Origin of the sequence: Coprococcus comes ATCC 27758 (assembly GCF_025149785.1) — a bacterium.
Classification (GTDB): Bacteria; Bacillota; Clostridia; order Lachnospirales; family Lachnospiraceae; genus Allocoprococcus; species Allocoprococcus comes.
Genome location: NZ_CP102277.1, coordinates 927955 through 945540 on the forward strand (window position 1 = coordinate 927955; position 17586 = coordinate 945540).

Sequence of the window (17586 nt, forward strand, 5' to 3'; positions counted from 1 at the left end):
AAGGTTCTTATGCTATAATCGCTAAATAGGAAAATACTTTAGCAGATTGCTGAAGTGAATCAGAAAGAATAAGAAGGGTGGAGAACCATGAATTTACTTTATAAGAGTACAAGAGATGCAGAAAAGACAGTAACAGCTTCCCAGGCAATCTTAAAAGGGTTAGCAGATGACGGCGGATTATTTGTACCGGTTTCGATTCCGAAGCTTCCGGTGTCGCTTGGTGAACTCAAAGAGATGACCTATCAGGAGATCGCATATACAGTTATGAAGGAATTCCTGACAGACTTTACAGAAGAAGAGCTGAAGAGCTGTATCGCAAAGGCTTACGACAGTAAGTTTGATACCGAAGAGATTGCACCGCTTGCGAAGGTGGAGGATGCTTATTATCTGGAACTGTTCCACGGAGCAACGATCGCATTCAAAGATATGGCACTTTCCATTCTTCCGCACCTTCTGACCACTTCTGCAAAGAAGAATCAGGTGAAGAATGAGATCGTCATTCTGACTGCAACATCCGGGGATACAGGAAAAGCTGCACTTGCAGGATTTGCAGATGTAGAAGGAACCAAGATCATCGTATTCTATCCGAAGAACGGAGTCAGCCGCGTACAGGAGCTGCAGATGGTAACACAGAAAGGAGACAATACTTCTGTTGTCGCGATCCACGGTAACTTTGACAACGCACAGAGCGGTGTGAAGGCAATGTTCGAGAACAAAGAGCTGGAAAAAGAGTTAAATGAAGCAGGCTACCAGTTCTCATCTGCCAACTCCATCAATATCGGACGTCTGGTTCCGCAGGTTGTATATTATGTATATGCTTATGCGAAGCTTCTTCAGAATGAAGAGATTGCGGAAGATGAAGAGATCAATGTAGTTGTACCGACCGGTAACTTTGGAAATATTCTGGCTGCATACTACGCAAAGAATATGGGAATCCCGATTGCAAAGCTGATCTGTGCATCCAATGAGAACAAAGTTCTCTATGACTTCTTCCAGACAGGAACTTATGACCGTAACCGTGAATTTGTTCTTACAACATCTCCGTCCATGGATATTCTGATCTCCAGCAACTTAGAGCGTCTGATCTACAAGATCTCAGGAGAAGATGCAAGAAAAGATACGGATCTTATGACTGAGCTGAAGACAAAGGGAAGTTACGCGATTACAGGTGAGATGAAAGCAAACCTGGCTGATTTTGCGGCAGGATATGCGACAGAAGAGCAGGTCGCAAAGACAATCCATGATATATACGAAGATACCGGTTATGTAATGGATACCCATACGGCGGTAGCTGCAACAGTGTATAAAGCTTACAAAGAAGACAGTAAAGATGACAGAAAGACAGTAATCGCATCCACAGCAAGTCCATACAAATTTGCAGGAAGCGTTATGTCAGCGATCGATCCGAAGTATAAAGGACAGGATGATTTCAAACTGATCGAGGAGCTTCAGAAAGTATCCGGTACAGAGCTTCCGAATGCCATCAAAGAGATCATGAATGCCGAGATCCGTCACAATACGGAATGTGATGTGGATCAGATGGAGCAGACTGTTAAGAATATTCTTGGCGTAAAATAGACAGGAGAAGGCAAAAGAATGAACGGAATGGAAGGAATTTTCGGGATCATTGGTATTGGGGCGGGATTGTATAGCCTGTATGCATGGTTTCAACTTAAATTCAAAGGAATCATCAATACATCAATTCTTGTACCAAAAGATACGAATATAAAGAAGTGTAAGGATAAGGAAGCATACAGGGCAGCAGCAGGACCGAAGCTTCTTGTGCTTGCGGTAGTGCTGATCTTGTACGGCGCAGAAGATCTGTATAATACTTATGTGCAGAGTACAGGAAAATTATTCTGGGTGATGTTAGTGCTGGTACTTGCAGTACTGGTATGGTTTGCATGGACAGTCAAAAAGCTGAATGCAAAGTATTTTTAAAATCAGATCACAAAATAAAGGAAAAGGGAAGGTGCAGACAAAAAGAGCTGCACCTTCTTATTTCATTTGGCGGAAAAATTTGTTACAATAAAAGTATTGCATGGCAGAGAAAATGTGATGGGGATAAAAGAAAATGTCATGCGAGAGATGAAATGCCGGAAGATTCCGATCCGTTTCAGGATGGAACCGTATTAAAAGAAGCATTTGACAGACTGAATAAATATGTAGTAGGGTAGATGAGATTTGATGGAAAATGTATTTGAGATATTAAAAGATTTACCAAAGCCGGGGGATTACGTTCTTTTGACAGTGGCAAAAGGATCCGCAGCCGGAGAAAAAGCAATTTTGGCAGAGAAAAAAATAATCTGGGAAAGTAAAGAAAACGGTTTCTTTTCAGCACATTTTTCAGAAGCAGGTGACTTGAAAAAATGCGGACTTTATGAAATCAGAGAGCAGCAGGTGTTTTGTGATATAATTGGAGGGCAGGAGCATCTGGTCATTTGTGGCGGTGGTCACGTATCGGTGCCGGTGATCAAAATCGGGATTATGCTTGGATGGAAGGTCACGGTTCTTGAAGATCGTCCGCAGTTTGCCGATCATGCCAGAAATGCGGGGGCAACGGAAGTGATCTGCCAGCCGTTTGAAGATGCCCTGGATCAGATCGAAGGAGACAAGGATACGTATTTTGTTGTACTGACCAGAGGTCACAGATATGATCAGGTTTGTCTGGAGAAGATCGTTGGGAAGGAACATGCTTATATCGGAATGATCGGAAGCCGGAGAAGAAGTGCGATGGTAAAGCAGAATCTGATTGAAAAAGGATGCAGTCAGGAAGTAATCGGCGAGATAAAAAGTCCGATTGGTTTGAACATCGGTGCTGAGACACCGGAGGAGATCGGTGTGGCGATCATGGCAGAGATTATCGAAGTAAAGAATCAGAACAAGAGAGTCTGCGGTTATCCGAAAGACTTGCTGGAAGCAATCTTGGATATCGTTCATCCGGGAAAGAAGATGCTTGCAACGATCATTACAAGAAAGGGTTCTGCACCAAGGAATGTGGGATCCAAGATGCTGATCCTGGAAGACGGCAGCTGTGTTGGAACCATCGGAGGCGGCTGTATGGAGGCAGAGGTTTTAAGAAAAGCGAGAGTCATGATGCATGAAAATAATACAGGACTAAAGACAGAATATGTGGATATGACCGGAGATGATGCGGAGGAAGAAGGCATGGTCTGCGGCGGTACGATCGAGGTGTTACTGGAACCACTCTGGAATTAAGAAAGGATGGAAAAGGCTGTGAGAGATTCTTATGGACGAACAATTGAATATATGAGAATTTCAATCACAGACCGCTGTAATCTGCGATGCAGGTACTGCATGCCGGATGGCGCAAAGTGGATTCCTATGTCAGAAATCCTGACTTATGAGGAGATTGAACGAATCTGCAGGGAGGCTGTCCGGATCGGGATTACCAGGTTTAAGATTACCGGAGGGGAGCCTCTGGTCAGAAAAGGATGCGCAGATCTGATCCGGATGATCCGGCAGATTCCGGGCACAGAAGAAGTAACAATGACGACAAATGGGGTTCTTCTGGGTGAGAATCTGGAAGATCTTCTTGCAGCGGGGCTGGATGCGGTGAATATCAGTCTGGATACACTGATTCCGGAAAAATATCAGGAGATTACCGGGGCAGATGAACTGGAAAGAGTCAGAAAATCCATTTTCATGGCAGAAAAAAGCGAGATCCGGGTAAAAATCAACACGGTCCTGCAAAAAGGAGTCAATGATGAGGAATGGAAAAGTCTGGCAGAGTTGGCGAAAAAGAACAAGCTGGATGTCCGTTTTATTGAATTGATGCCGATTGGACAGGGAAGAGCAGAGAATGGCATTTCCGGTGCCTGGGTGCTTGGAAAACTGAAAGAAGCTTATGGGATAGAAGGAGAGTTTTATCCGTTAGAGGGACGATTTGGGAACGGACCTGCTGTGTATTATCAACTGCCTGGTTTTCAGGGGAAAATCGGTCTGATCAGTGCATTGCATGGAAAATTCTGTGACAGATGTAACCGGATCCGGATGACATCAACCGGAAAGTTAAAAGCGTGTCTGTGCTATGCAGATACTATCTCCGTTTTTGAGGCAGCAAGACACGGATCGGAAGAAGAAATCCGGAAATGTCTCGAACAGGCGATCCGTGGAAAACCGAAGATGCATCATTTTGAGGAGCAGAATTTTATTACAGAACAGAAAAATATGTCACAGATCGGAGGATAAACATAAAAATGGGAAGACTGAAGGGAATCTGCATCAGTGAAAAGAGAGGAACCGAAAAACATGAGGTTCGTGAAGCCATGGTCAAAATGGACTGGGGGATTGAAGGAGATGCGCACGGTGGAAAATGGCATCGTCAGATCAGTCTGCTTTCCGATGAAAAGATTCAGGAATTTCGTGCAAAAGGGGCAGAAGTCGCGTATGGTGCATTTGGTGAAAATCTGATCGTGGAGGGATTTGATTTTCGCGCGCTTCCGGTTGGAACAAGATTTCATATCGGAGATGTGGTACTTGAGATGACACAGATTGGAAAAGAATGCCACAGTCATTGTCAGATTTATAAGAGAATGGGTGACTGCATTATGCCAAGAGAGGGCGTTTTTGCAGAAGTCGTCACCGGAGGTCATATCAAGGTAGGAGATGAAGTTGTCATGGAACAGGTGAAAAGTGACCGTCCATTTTCAGCGGCAGTTATTACTTTAAGTGATAAAGGCTCTGCCGGAGAACGAGAAGACAAAAGCGGACCCATGATTGTCGAAATGTTGAAAGATGCCGGATATGATATTAAAGAAACGATTTTATTACCGGATGAGCAGAAAAAACTGGAAAAAGAGCTGATCAGACTGGCTGATCAGAGACAGCTTAATGTGATCTTCACCACCGGAGGAACAGGATTCTCCGAGCGGGACCGGACACCGGAGGCGACGGTAAATGTCTGTGACCGGATGGCAAACGGAATAGCAGAGGCAATCCGGAATTATTCGATGACGATCACAAAGCGTGCTATGTTCAGCAGAGCTGTATCAGGTATCCGAAAAAAAACGCTGATCATCAATCTTCCGGGAAGTCCCAAAGCAGTACAGGAAGCACTGGAGTTTCTGCTTCCTGAACTTGGACATGGGCTTGGAATCCTCCGGGGAACAGAAGGCGAATGTGCCAGAAAATAAAGAGGTTAAAAATCATGAGTGGATTTACACATTTTAACGAAGATGGTAATGCAGTGATGGTAGATGTGGGGGAAAAGGCTGAGACAAAAAGAGAAGCACTTGCATCAGGGGTGATCCGCATGTCGGAAGAATGCTTTCAGAAAGTAAAGGAAGGCAGCATGAAAAAAGGAGATGTTCTTGGCGTAGCAAGAATTGCCGGGATTATGGGTGCAAAAAAGACAGCAGAACTGATTCCGCTGTGCCATCTGTTAAACCTTACCAAAGTCGAGATTGATTTTGAATATCTGGAAGAAGAGCATGGGCTCCGGGCAATCTGCCACACGGCATGTACTGGCAGGACCGGTGTGGAAATGGAAGCACTGACCGGGGTAAATACCGCTCTTCTTACAATCTATGATATGTGCAAGGCGGTTGACCGGGGAATGGAGATCAGAGAAATCCATCTGCTTGAAAAGTCCGGTGGAAAAAGCGGGAAATGGGTACGTTAAACGTATTTTAATTTCTGGTAAAAAAAGTAAATATCTTCAACGATTAACAGTTGAAAAAACACGGCTGATGGTCTATAATAGGCTTTAGAAAACCTGGAATGTTCGAGACTTCCGTATTTTTGAACCTACAATACTTTAAACGGGATTCTTATATCTCTGTAATATGTCAGGCCCTCATTGCGCAGGGGAAGGCAGAAAAGCAGATGCGGTCGCCCACCTAGCGGAGTGCTAGGAGTCAAAAAACGGAAAACGGCATTTCGGGGGACTACAAAAGATAAAGGACAGTTGCGAGAGCAACTGTTTTTTTGGGTTTTCAAAGAAGTGAAAATGTGATAAACTATTTTGAAAAATGAAACTGCCGATAAGATAAATGGAGTTATTATATGATGAAAACGATAAACAAGATTCGGGAAATTACAGGGCAGGTGTCACAAAAGCATGTGGGAGCATACGCGGCTCAGTCTGCTTATTTTTTTGTGCTGAGTATGATCCCGATTATTTTGCTGCTTCTTGCAATCATACAATATACTCCGGTGACAAAAGCAGATGTTATGACTGCAGTGGTAAATTTGTTTCCGGAGACAAGTATGCAGGATTTTATGGTTGGCATTGTAAATGAAGTATATAACCAGTCGAAGACGGTCATTCCAATCACTGCAATCGTAGCACTGTGGTCAGCAGGCAAAGGAGTACTTGCAGTTAGTACCGGACTGAACTGTGCATATGAGCTTCGTGAAACACGAAATTATGTATTTTTAAGAATCCGGGCATCCATCTATACGATCCTGTTCATTGCAGCGATCGTGATGGCTCTGGTACTTTCTGTGTTTGGTAACAATATCAGTATTTTTATATATCACAAGATTCCGTTTCTTGCGGAGACGACGGATATGATCATGCGTTTGAGAACGGTGATTTCATTTGTTGCTATGACTGGAATTTCACTTCTGGTATATCACTTTTTGCCGAACCGGAAGCTTCCGTTCAGGGATCTGATTCTGGGATCTATTTTCTGCTCTCTGGGATGGCTGGTGATCTCGTTTGTTTTTTCAATGTATCTGACAATCTTCAAAGGATTTTCCGGTCTGTACGGAAGTATGACGGCGATCATTCTTGTGATGCTGTGGCTGTATTTCTGTATGTATGTGATGCTGCTGGGAGGGCTTATTAACTGTATCTGGGTAGATGCAAAGCGGGATATCCTGGAAAAGGATTAGTTCTGCAAAAAGCAGCATCCAGGTTCCGGAATATGATTTTGCGTAGATAAACGGTGAATCTATCAGATAAAACCGCTTGACATAAAAAAATCATATGTTACAATAATTAAGTATATGACATATCATAAAAGCAATGACCGTGTAAGTAGTGAACTGTTTTCCGACAGAGAAGGAGAATCCCCGGCTGTAAGTTCTCCCCGGTTCAGGCAGGAAACGAATTTCCCACGTGAGCTGCGTTTTTGAAAATAAAGTAGAAAACGACGTCCCTGCACGTTACGCAGTCCGAGTGCCTGTTATTCAAATAGCAGGAAACAGGGTGGTACCGCGATTTATCTCGTCCCTTTTTAGGGGCGATTTTTTTTATATATTAGGAAAGTGTTCTTTCCTAATATATAAAAACGCTCCGCGAGGATGTGCACTGCGGCGTATAAGGAAGATGTCACAAGCGATCGCCGCAGGTGCCAGAATGTGCCAAAGCACATTCTTTTTTCTTCCACAGGAAATTTTATTTCCTGTTATAGTCGCAAATGAATAGCCAAAACAAGTTTTAAGGAGGATATCATGAAAGAAAGACTTGAGAGCATCAAACAGGAAGCCATTAAGCAGATCCAGGCTTCTGATGTACCGGAGAAATTAAATGATGTACGTGTCAAATTCCTTGGTAAAAAAGGAGAACTGACAGCCGTATTAAAAGGAATGAAAGATGTAGCTCCGGAAGAACGTCCGAAGGTAGGACAGCTTGTGAATGAGACAAGAGCTGCTATCGAAGAACTTCTTGATGAGACAAAGAAGAAAATGGATGCTGCAATCCGTGAAGAAAAATTAAAACAGGAAGTTATTGACGTAACACTTCCTTCCAAGAAAAATACAGTAGGCCATCGTCATCCGAATACGATCGCTCTGGAAGAAGTAGAACGTATCTTCATCGGTATGGGATATGAAGTTGTGGAAGGACCGGAAGTAGAATATGACCTTTACAACTTTGAAAAACTGAATATTCCTGCAGATCATCCGGCAAAAGATGAACAGGATACATTCTATATCAACAAAGACATCGTGCTTCGTACCCAGACATCACCGGTTCAGGCACGTGTGATGGAACAGGGCAAGCTCCCGATCCGTATGATCGCACCGGGACGAGTATTCCGTTCTGACGAAGTGGATGCAACCCATTCACCATCCTTCCATCAGATCGAAGGGCTGGTAATCGATAAAAATATTTCCTTTGCTGACTTAAAGGGAACTCTGGAAGTATTTGCAAAAGAACTTTTCGGACCGGATACCAAGACAAAATTCCGTCCGCATCATTTCCCATTCACAGAGCCAAGTGCAGAAGTAGACGTATCATGCTTCAAGTGCGGCGGAAAAGGCTGTCGTTTCTGTAAAGGATCAGGATGGATTGAAATCCTCGGCTGTGGTATGGTTCACCCACACGTACTCGAAATGTGCGGAATCGATCCGGAAGAATACACTGGATTTGCATTCGGAGTAGGACTTGAAAGGATCGCCCTTCTCAAATACGAGATCGACGACATGCGCCTCCTCTACGAGAACGATATCAGATTCTTAAAGCAATTCTAGTGAGCACACAATGAAAGGAAGCACGAGCGAAGCGAGTATTTACTTTCATGTGCGAACGGTACGACAAAATCAAAGAGCAGCGCGGAGAGCTGCGGCAGCATCGAAAGATGCTGGATTTTGGAGTCAGAATAAAAAGGAAGCACGAGCGAAGCGAGTATTTACTTTCATGTGCGAACGGTATGACAAAATCAAAGAGCAGCGCGGAGAGCTGCTGGATTTTGGAGTCTGAATAAGGGAAATTTATAAACAAATCAGAAGGAGATATAAAATGGATACTTCATTATCATGGATTAAAGCGTATGTTCCGGAACTTGACGTAACAGCGCAGGAATATACAGATGCAATGACTCTTTCCGGAACAAAGGTAGAAGGTTTTACAAAGCTGGATGCTGATCTGGATAAGATCGTAGTAGGACAGATTGAGAAAATTGAGAAACATCCGGACGCAGATAAACTGATCATCTGTCAGGTAAATGTAGGAACAGAGATCGTACAGATTGTTACAGGTGCTCCGAACGTAAAAGAAGGAGACAAGGTACCGGTTGTTCTGGATGGCGGACGCGTTGCGGGCGGACATGAGCCTGGACAGAGAGTAGAAGGCGGAATCAAGATCAAAAAAGGAAAACTCCGTGGAGTCGACAGCTACGGAATGATGTGTTCCATCGAAGAACTTGGTTCAGACAGAAATATGTACCCGGAAGCACCGGAATATGGAATCTACATTTTTGATGATGACGCAGTTGTCGGAGAAAGTGCAGTAAAGGCACTCGGACTGGATGATGTCGTATTTGAATACGAGATCACCTCCAACCGTGTAGACTGCTTCAGCGTGATTGGTATCGCAAGAGAAGTTGCAGCTACATTCCGCAAAGAATTCAAGCCACCGGTTGTAACATCAACCGGAAATGATGAAGATGTCAATGATTACATCAAAGTAAAAGTAGAAAATACAGACCTTTGCCCACGTTACTGTGCAAGAGTCGTAAAAAATATCAAGATCGGACCTTCACCAAAATGGATGCAGAGAAGACTTTCTTCCGTAGGAATCCGTCCGATCAACAACCTTGTTGATATCACAAACTATGTAATGGAAGAATACGGACAGCCAATGCATGCTTATGATCTGGATACCATCGCAGGTCATCAGATCATCGTCCGCAATGCCCATAAAGGAGAAAAATTCGTAACACTGGATGGTCAGGAAAGAGAAATGGATGATTCTGTTCTGATGATCTGTGATGGCGAAAAAGCGGTAGGTATTGCCGGAATCATGGGTGGCGAAAATTCCATGATCACTGACAATGTACAGACCATGTTATTTGAAGCTGCATGTTTCGATGGAACCAACATCCGTAAATCCAGTAAGAAAGTCGGACTTCGTACTGATGCATCCGGTAAATTTGAAAAGGGACTGGATCCGAATAATGCAGAGGATGCAATCAACCGTGCCTGCCAGCTGATCGAAGAAATGGGAGCCGGTGAAGTTGTCGGAGGAATGGTTGATGTATACAGCAAGAAAAAAGAACCTGTACGTGTACCATTTGATGCCGACAAGATCAATGCACTTCTCGGAACAAACATCCCGGAAGAAGATATGATCAAATATTTTGAAAAGATCGACCTGGAATATGATGCAGAAGCAAAAGAAGTGATCGCACCAACCTTCCGTCATGACTTATTCCGTATCGCCGATCTTGCGGAAGAAGTAGCAAGATTCTACGGATATGATAATATCCCGACTACACTGCCTACAGGTGAAGCTACAACTGGTAAGCTTTCTTTCAAGCTTCGTGTGGAAGAAGTAGCAAGAAATATTGCAGAATTCTGTGGATTCAGCCAGGGAATGACTTATTCATTTGAAAGCCCGAAGGTATTTGACAAGCTCCTCCTCGACAAGGATGATCCGATGCGTCAGGCAATCCAGATCATGAACCCGCTTGGAGAAGATTACAGTGTCATGCGTACAACATCTCTGAATGGTATGCTGACATCTCTTGCAACAAACTACAACAGAAGAAATAAAAATGTCCGTCTGTACGAGCTTGGAAATATTTATCTTCCAAAGGCACTTCCACTGACAGAACTGCCGGACGAAAGAATGCAGTTTACACTTGGAATGTACGGAGATGGAGACTTCTTCAGTATGAAAGGTGTTGTAGAAGAGTTCTTTGAAAAAGTCGGACTTCATAAGAAAGAAACCTATGATCCAAATGCAGGAAAGAACTTCCTTCATCCGGGACGTCAGGCAAACATCGTTTACGATGGAAAGGTTGTCGGATACATGGGTGAGGTTCATCCGGAAGTTGCTGATATCTATGGAATCGGTGAAAGAGCATACGTTGCTGTCATTGATATGCCACAGATCACAGAGCTTGCAACATTTGAAAGAAAATACGAAGGAATTGCAAAATACCCGGCAGTCAGCCGTGATATCAGTATGGTAATGCCAAAATCCATCCTGGTAGGACAGGTTGAAGAAGTGATTGAGAACAAGGGTGGCGCTTATCTGGAAAGCTATAAGCTGTTCGATATCTATGAAGGCGCTCAGATCAAGGCAGGCTTCAAGTCTGTTGCTTACTCTATCACATTCCGTGCAAAAGATAAGACTCTGGAAGAAGCTGACATTTCAGCTGCTATGAACCGTATCTTAAAGGCACTGGAGGAAATGGGTATCGAGCTTCGTAAGTAGGCGAAAAGAGGTCAAAAGAATGAAACGACAGGATTTTTATTTTGATTTACCGGAAGAGCTGATCGCGCAGGATCCGCTTGAAGACAGATCCAGTTCCAGACTGCTTGTTCTTGATAAAAAAACCGGTGCAACCAGTCATCACATTTTCCGTGAGATCAAAGATTATCTCAAACCGGGAGACTGCCTTGTGATCAATGATACCAAGGTTATCCCGGCAAGACTGATCGGTGAAAAAGAAGGAACCGGCGGAAAAGTCGAAGTTCTTCTTTTAAAACGAAAAGGAAATGATGTCTGGGAAACACTTGTAAAACCAGGAAAGAAGATGAAACCCGGAGCAAGAGTCAGCTTCGGGGACGGTCTTCTGAAAGGGGAAGTTCTGGAGGTTGTAGAGGAAGGAAACCGTCTGATCCATTTTGAATACGAAGGAATTTTTGAAGAGATTCTGGATCAGCTTGGACAGATGCCGCTTCCGCCTTACATCACCCACCAGCTGGAGGACAAGAATCGTTACCAGACCGTGTATGCAAAGCATTCCGGATCTGCGGCTGCTCCGACGGCAGGACTGCATTTTACACCGGAGCTTCTGGAAGAAATCAAAGCAGAAGGTGTGGAGATTGCGCATGTAACGCTTCATGTCGGACTTGGAACTTTTCGTCCGGTAAAAGCGGATGATATTCTGGATCACCATATGCATTCGGAATTCTACCGGATCGAGGCATCTGAGGCAGAAAAGATCAACCGTGCAAAAGAGAGCGGACACCGGGTGATCTGCGTCGGAACGACAAGTTGCCGGACCGTAGAATCTGCGGCTGATGAAAACGGAAAGTTAAAAGAGTGCAGTGGATGGACAGAGATTTTCATCTATCCGGGCTATAAATTCAAGGTACTGGACTGCCTGATCACGAACTTCCATTTACCGGAGTCAACGCTGATCATGCTGGTAAGTGCGCTTGCCGGAAGAGAGCATGTGCTTGCGGCATATGAAGAAGCAGTTAAAGAGAGATATCGATTCTTCAGCTTTGGGGATGCGATGTTTATAGAATAGACGCAGAATCTGACAAATGTGAGGTTATGTCAGGGAGCAGGAAATCATAAGATATTAACCGGAGAACAGGATTGTTCAAGTCATGTACAACTTTGAAAAATCTTGTTCTCCGTTTTTTGTATAGGTTGGAAACGATTGAGTTTAAAAATCTTATTGAATGAATGTCTATAGAGAATGTTGTTTTATCTGGCAAAGATAAACAGTACAGCTTTGTCGATTTTGCAAAAATATAGTAAGATGATGTAATCGTCAAAAGTATGAATTATATAATAATGGAGCAATCCGGGCACATACTAAGACGAAAAAGGCTATAAAAACAAGATTGCAAAAGGAAACAGAGGATGGGCTAAGCAGAATATATCAGAGAAAGAAACGAAAAAATAACTTTGGAAAATAAAGTCAGGTGGATATTCGTAATTTGTTTTGCTGTTTGATTTGGTTAAAAAGCGGACAGAAATGCATTGAGAATTGAGGAGTAGCAGAAAATGGGCATATTTGAGGAGGCAGCAATTTTCCGGGGCGTCACGAAGGAGGACGCCAGACAGATGCTGAACTGTCTGAATCCGGTAGAAAAGACTTATAAAAAAGATGAAATCATTTACCATGCCGGGGATGAGGTTACTTCGATGGGCGTGGTTCTTGCCGGCAGCGTGTTCATTGAGAATGATGATATCTGGGGGAATCACAGCATTCTGGACCGGGCTGGAAGAGGTGAGATTTTTGCAGAAACATATGCAGCGATTCCGGGGCAGAAGCTGATGGTCAATGTAGTTGCGGCAGAAGAGGCAAGAATTTTGTTTCTTGATGTGGGAAGGATACTGAAAGTCTGTTCCAATTCGTGTGTGTTTCATCATACGTTAATTGAAAATCTACTGAAGCTTTCCGCAGAGAAGAATCTCCGTCTGTCGAAACGGATTTTTCATATTTCATCAAAATCAATCCGGGGAAGACTGCTGTCGTATCTGTCTTATCAGGCTATGGAAAACGGGAAGAAAGAATTTGACATCCCGTTCAACCGGCAGCAGCTTGCAGATTATCTGAATGTAGACAGGTCCGCGATGTCAAATGAGCTTGGGAAGATGCAGAAAGACAGGCTGATCGAAGTAGACAGGAAACATTTCCGTATTCTTGACGAAACGGAAATATGAATGGATAAATAATGGAAATAAAACGGATACAGCAGTGAGAAACTGTATGTGGGTTAGGATAAAAGAAAACCATTGCAGGAGAGATGTGATTTCATCAGATCCTGTAATGGTTTTTTGTATACGATGAGTCAAGTATAAATTTGTGGAATTTATCTTTCCAGTCCGTGTATCCAGTCTGACTTTAGAAAATAAATCAGAAAAGCAATGGAACTGAGCGCCCAGGTCATCGGGTAAGCCCAGAAGATCATCTGAATGGACGGGATGAATTTTAAAATGATCACGATATAAGAAACGCGGATCAGACACCAGCATACCAGCATAACATACATCGGGACTGTGGATTTACCGGCTCCGCGCATGATTCCTGCCATACAGTGTGAAAAAGCAAGCAGGAAGTAGAAAAAGGTATCCGTATGAGCCTGCATGGTTCCGTAGCGGATAACCTCTGCGGTGGAACTGAAAGCAGATAGAAGCTGTGGAGCGGTAAAATGCACGCAGATACCGAGCAGCTCAGAGATCGTAAGGGAACAGATCACACCGAATACAGCGCCCTTTTTAGCACGCTCATATTCTTTTGCTCCCAGATTCTGACTGATAAAAGTAGTAAGTGCCAGTGCAAAACAGGTGATCGGAAGGAATCCAAATCCCTGGATCTTCATATAAGAACCACATCCGGCAACCGCCATTTCCCCAAACTGGTTGATATTTGCCTGGACGAATACATTTGCCAGAGAAATGATCGAGTTCTGGAGTCCTGCGGGCAGACCATAAGAAATGATCTGGCGGAGCATATAGGAATCCAGATTGATCCGGTTCAGATGAAGCCGAAACTCCTCCGGACTGTGAAGCAGCTGCACCATACAGAGGATAGCACTTAAAAACTGTGAAATGACAGTTGCAAAAGCGGCAGCACCTACTCCAAATCCAAGACCTGCGATCAGTACAAGGTCAAGAATGATATTCGTTACCGAAGAAACGATTAAGTAGATCAGAGGATGGGTACTGTCACCGACGGACTGCAGAATGCCGACAAAGAAGTTGTACATGACAAAGGCAAGTGAGCCGGTAAAGTAGATCCGGAAATAAGTAATCGAGTTTGGAAGTACCGCCTCCGGTGTTCCCATAAGCACCAGGATCTGTGGTGCGGCAATGATACCGACAATGGTAAGGATCACGCCGCAGATCAGTCCGAAGCCAACGGTTGTATGGATGGACTTCTGCAGATTCGGAATGTCTCTGGCACCGTAATATTTGGCGACGATGACACCGGATCCGATGGCGATTCCATTAAAAAGACCGACCATAAGAAAGATCAGATTACCGGAAGAGCTGACAGCGGCAAGTGCAGAGCTTCCAAGAAAATTTCCAACGATCAGAGAGTCGGCGGTGTTATATAGCTGCTGAAAAAGGTTTCCCCAGAAAAGCGGGATCGCAAAAGCAACGATACGCTTCCAGATGGAGCCTTCTGTCATCAGTTTTGCAGAATATTTTGACATAGAATATTTCCCCCGTTTCTTAAGTCATTACTTTTAAGTATAAGGTGCGGCAGAGGGAAAGTCAATGAAAATGGGAAAGCAGGTGAAGTTAGGAAAAGGACAAAAAGACAATAAACAGATGTAGTGAATGCGATCTTTATAAGACACCTCAAAAACCATGCTATTGGGATAACAAAAAGTTTGCGAAAGAATGCTATCCACAAATGGAAAAATGTAATAGATAAAATTTCAAGAGGACTTGTAAGACTAAAACCTTACAAGTCCTCTTCTTCATCTAACAGCTTATCCTTCATGAAACCGCGAAAGAAACTGTTTTGTTCTCTCTTCACTTGGATTTTCAAACACCTGACGCGGATCACCCTGTTCACCGATGCGTCCGTCGTCCATAAAGATCACATGATCGGCAACGTCGCGTGCAAATGCCATCTCATGGGTTACAATGATCATCGTCGTATTCTGGTCGGCAAGCTCGCGGATAACTTTTAATACTTCTCCGGTCAGTTCCGGATCCAGTGCAGAAGTCGGCTCATCAAAACAGAGGATGTCCGGTTGCAGGGCAAGTGCCCTTGCAATAGCAACTCGCTGGCATTGTCCACCGGAAAGCTGATGCGGATAATTGTCCATCCGGTTATCCAACCCCATCTGTGTCAGAAGAACCTTTGCCTGTACCTCGATGGCGGTCAGAATTTCACGTTTTCTTTCTTTAAAATCCGGCTGCTCTGCGGCGAGAAGCTTTTTGGCAAGCATTACATTTTCCAGAGCGGTATACTGCGGAAACAGATTAAAGTTCTGGAACACCAGACCAAAATGCAGTCGTTTTTTACGGATCACGGATTCCTGAGTGGTTGCCGGGACAGAGGCATCAAAAAGTGTTTCGCCATTTACCCGGATAATTCCGTTATCCGGATGTTCCAGAAAGTTCAGGCAGCGGAGAAGCGTTGTCTTTCCACTTCCGGAAGATCCGATGATGGAAACAGCCTGTCCTTTTTCTAGGTTAAATCCAACGTCTTTTAAGACAGGAGTCTTATTAAAAGATTTACTGATATGTTCTACTTCTAAGATTGGCATAAATATGAATTCTCCTTATCTGAAATATTCCAGTTTCTTTTCAAGGCGTCCGAGAAGAACGGTCAGGATACCATTGAAAATAAGATAATAAACAGCGGTAAAGAACAGCGGCCAGATGGCACCGGAGATGCCATGTGAGCCTTTCATAAATGCCTGTCCTGCCCAGATGATCTCCTGCAGCGCGATAATACGTGCAAGAGAAGTATCTTTTACCAGGGTGATGATCTCATTTGACATCGGTGGTACGATGCGTTTGATCATCTGAAGGAGTGTGATCTTGAAAAAGATCTGATGCTTTGTCATGCCAAGTACAAGACCGGCTTCTTTCTGACCTTCCGGAACACCCTGGATTCCACCGCGGTAGATTTCTGAAAAATAACAGGCGTAATTGATGATAAAAGATACGGCTGCTGCAAGGAATCGTCCTGTTTCACCACCACCCCAGATCGGGTTATGTAAGACCAGCCCGGGGAAATAGTAGATGATCAGAAGCTGGATCATCAGCGGGGTACCACGGATCACCCAGACGATCAGTCTCGCAAGCCAGCTAAGAGGCTTAAAATGAGACATGGAGCCAAAGGCAATGACCAGTCCGAGAGGAAGGGCGCCGACCAGCGTCACAATAAATAATTTTAAAGTTTGTAAAAAGCCGACATTCAGTGCGGACACTACGACCGGCATTTGTTTCATAATCAGATTCATAAAAAGTTCCTGCCTTAAATATTATTTCTGCTCAATGATGGCATCCTGAACCCCATAGGTTTCAGCGCATTTCTTCATAGAACCATCATTGTAGCTTGTCTTGAAGAATTCGTTCAGTTTGTCTGCAAGGTCAGAACCTTTGCGGAATCCAACACCATATTTTTCGGTAGTAAGCTCAACGGTATGAGTCAGATTTTCGTATCCGGTACCTTTTCCGACCATAGCACCGGCCATCAGAAGGTCGATGACTGCAGCATCAGAGGTTCCGGCTGCAACTTCCATCAGGGCATCAGACTGTGAAGAAACCGCAGTGTAGTCATATCCTTCTCCGCTTACAGCTTTTTCTCCGGCACTTCCGGATTCAACTGCAAAAGAAAGATCCTTCAGACTGTCTTTGTCCTGATATTTGTCTGCTTTATCAGAAGGAACAACCACTACCTGCGCATTGTTACAGTAAGCGGAGGTGCATGCCATTGCGCTGGTTACTTCATCAGTAAGTGTCATACCATTCCATACGCAGTCGATGGTTTTTCCATCCAGCTCCATGACTTTATTGTCCCAGTCGATCTCGACAAATTCGGCATCTACGCCAAGGCTTTTTGCAAATGCTTTTGCCATGTCGGCATCAAAACCAATCCATTCATCCTTATCATTTTTGTAATCCATTGGCTCAAAATCGGTGATTCCAACTACCAGGGTTCCTTTGTCCTGAACGTATTCTACATCGCTTTTGGATGCTTTTTTTGAATCATCTGAAGTTTTTGTATCGGAAGATGAACCTCCGCATGCTGCAAGGGATAATACCATTGCTGAAGTAAGTGCAAGTGCTGTTATTTTTTTCATAATAATCTCTCCTCATATAATTTCAAAAAATGTCACGTCACTATATTATCAATCTACCATACTAAAGTCAACCAAAACTTGCTATTTACTTTCTTTTTTGATAAAGATACAATAAGAAATACAGAAATTACTGTAGAAAGAGTAAAACAGAGG

16 protein-coding genes, 1 other RNA gene and 1 other annotated feature are annotated in these 17586 nt (G+C 43.8%); of the genes, 13 read left to right on the plus strand and 4 right to left on the minus strand.

Features of this window, described 5'->3' with window-relative positions; all coding sequences use genetic code 11:
* Positions 1 to 87: 87 nt before the first annotated feature.
* The 13 genes from thrC (at position 88) to NQ556_RS04720 (ending at position 13324) form a co-directional block, all read left to right on the plus strand.
* Positions 88 to 1578, plus strand: a complete 1491-nt coding sequence (gene thrC / locus NQ556_RS04660) for a threonine synthase (RefSeq protein WP_008371864.1) — start codon at positions 88 to 90, stop codon at positions 1576 to 1578.
* A gap of 18 nt (positions 1579 to 1596) precedes the next feature.
* Entirely contained in the window at positions 1597 to 1941 is a 345-nt protein-coding gene (locus tag NQ556_RS04665; protein WP_022220753.1) for a hypothetical protein, read from the plus strand.
* Entirely contained in the window at positions 1905 to 2177 is a 273-nt protein-coding gene (locus tag NQ556_RS04670; protein ID WP_055246508.1) for a hypothetical protein, read from the plus strand. Before NQ556_RS04665 ends, NQ556_RS04670 begins: the two co-directional genes overlap by 37 nt.
* A 10-nt stretch (positions 2178 to 2187) precedes the next feature.
* Positions 2188 to 3219: an XdhC family protein gene (locus tag NQ556_RS04675; RefSeq protein WP_022220751.1), complete on the plus strand. Its 1032-nt coding sequence runs from the start codon at positions 2188 to 2190 to the stop codon at positions 3217 to 3219.
* A gap of 18 nt (positions 3220 to 3237) precedes the next feature.
* Positions 3238 to 4212 carry a GTP 3',8-cyclase MoaA gene (gene moaA / locus NQ556_RS04680; RefSeq protein WP_044998967.1) on the plus strand — a complete coding sequence of 325 codons (975 nt, stop codon included), beginning with the start codon at positions 3238 to 3240 and terminating at the stop codon, positions 4210 to 4212.
* A gap of 8 nt (positions 4213 to 4220) precedes the next feature.
* Positions 4221 to 5156: an MOSC domain-containing protein gene (locus tag NQ556_RS04685; protein ID WP_008371852.1), complete on the plus strand. Its 936-nt coding sequence runs from the start codon at positions 4221 to 4223 to the stop codon at positions 5154 to 5156.
* Between the two features lie 14 nt (positions 5157 to 5170).
* On the plus strand, positions 5171 to 5644 hold the full coding sequence (gene moaC, locus NQ556_RS04690) for a cyclic pyranopterin monophosphate synthase MoaC (RefSeq protein WP_022220750.1): 474 nt from the start codon (positions 5171 to 5173) through the stop codon (positions 5642 to 5644).
* 87 nt (positions 5645 to 5731) lie between these two features.
* A non-coding RNA gene (gene ssrS / locus NQ556_RS04695) (6S RNA) lies at positions 5732 to 5912 on the plus strand.
* Between the two features lie 115 nt (positions 5913 to 6027).
* Positions 6028 to 6861: a YihY/virulence factor BrkB family protein gene (locus tag NQ556_RS04700; protein ID WP_008371849.1), complete on the plus strand. Its 834-nt coding sequence runs from the start codon at positions 6028 to 6030 to the stop codon at positions 6859 to 6861.
* Between the two features lie 124 nt (positions 6862 to 6985).
* Positions 6986 to 7206: a binding site (T-box leader), on the plus strand.
* Between the two features lie 216 nt (positions 7207 to 7422).
* Positions 7423 to 8442: a phenylalanine--tRNA ligase subunit alpha gene (gene pheS / locus NQ556_RS04705; RefSeq protein ID WP_008371846.1), complete on the plus strand. Its 1020-nt coding sequence runs from the start codon at positions 7423 to 7425 to the stop codon at positions 8440 to 8442.
* A gap of 268 nt (positions 8443 to 8710) precedes the next feature.
* A complete protein-coding gene (gene pheT / locus NQ556_RS04710; RefSeq protein WP_008371842.1) occupies positions 8711 to 11131 on the plus strand; it encodes a phenylalanine--tRNA ligase subunit beta in 2421 nt (806 codons plus the stop codon).
* Positions 11132 to 11150: 19 nt separating this feature from the next.
* Positions 11151 to 12176: a tRNA preQ1(34) S-adenosylmethionine ribosyltransferase-isomerase QueA gene (gene queA, locus NQ556_RS04715; RefSeq protein WP_008371840.1), complete on the plus strand. Its 1026-nt coding sequence runs from the start codon at positions 11151 to 11153 to the stop codon at positions 12174 to 12176.
* A gap of 485 nt (positions 12177 to 12661) precedes the next feature.
* Positions 12662 to 13324 carry a Crp/Fnr family transcriptional regulator gene (locus NQ556_RS04720; RefSeq protein ID WP_008371838.1) on the plus strand — a complete coding sequence of 221 codons (663 nt, stop codon included), beginning with the start codon at positions 12662 to 12664 and terminating at the stop codon, positions 13322 to 13324.
* A gap of 149 nt (positions 13325 to 13473) precedes the next feature.
* Here NQ556_RS04720 and NQ556_RS04725 read toward each other — a convergent pair whose 3' ends face one another.
* The 4 genes from NQ556_RS04725 to NQ556_RS04740 all read right to left on the minus strand — a co-directional run bounded on the left by NQ556_RS04725 (position 13474) and on the right by NQ556_RS04740 (position 17433).
* Positions 13474 to 14820, minus strand: a complete 1347-nt coding sequence (locus NQ556_RS04725; protein WP_008371835.1) for an MATE family efflux transporter — start codon at positions 14818 to 14820, stop codon at positions 13474 to 13476.
* A gap of 282 nt (positions 14821 to 15102) precedes the next feature.
* The gene (locus NQ556_RS04730) at positions 15103 to 15888 is read right to left on the minus strand and encodes an amino acid ABC transporter ATP-binding protein (protein ID WP_008371834.1); all 786 of its coding nucleotides are present in this window, start codon (positions 15886 to 15888) and stop codon (positions 15103 to 15105) included.
* A 15-nt stretch (positions 15889 to 15903) separates the two neighbouring features.
* Entirely contained in the window at positions 15904 to 16590 is a 687-nt protein-coding gene (locus tag NQ556_RS04735; protein ID WP_008371833.1) for an amino acid ABC transporter permease, read from the minus strand.
* A gap of 21 nt (positions 16591 to 16611) precedes the next feature.
* The gene (locus NQ556_RS04740; RefSeq protein ID WP_022220748.1) at positions 16612 to 17433 is read right to left on the minus strand and encodes a transporter substrate-binding domain-containing protein; all 822 of its coding nucleotides are present in this window, start codon (positions 17431 to 17433) and stop codon (positions 16612 to 16614) included.
* Positions 17434 to 17586: the final 153 nt, after the last annotated feature.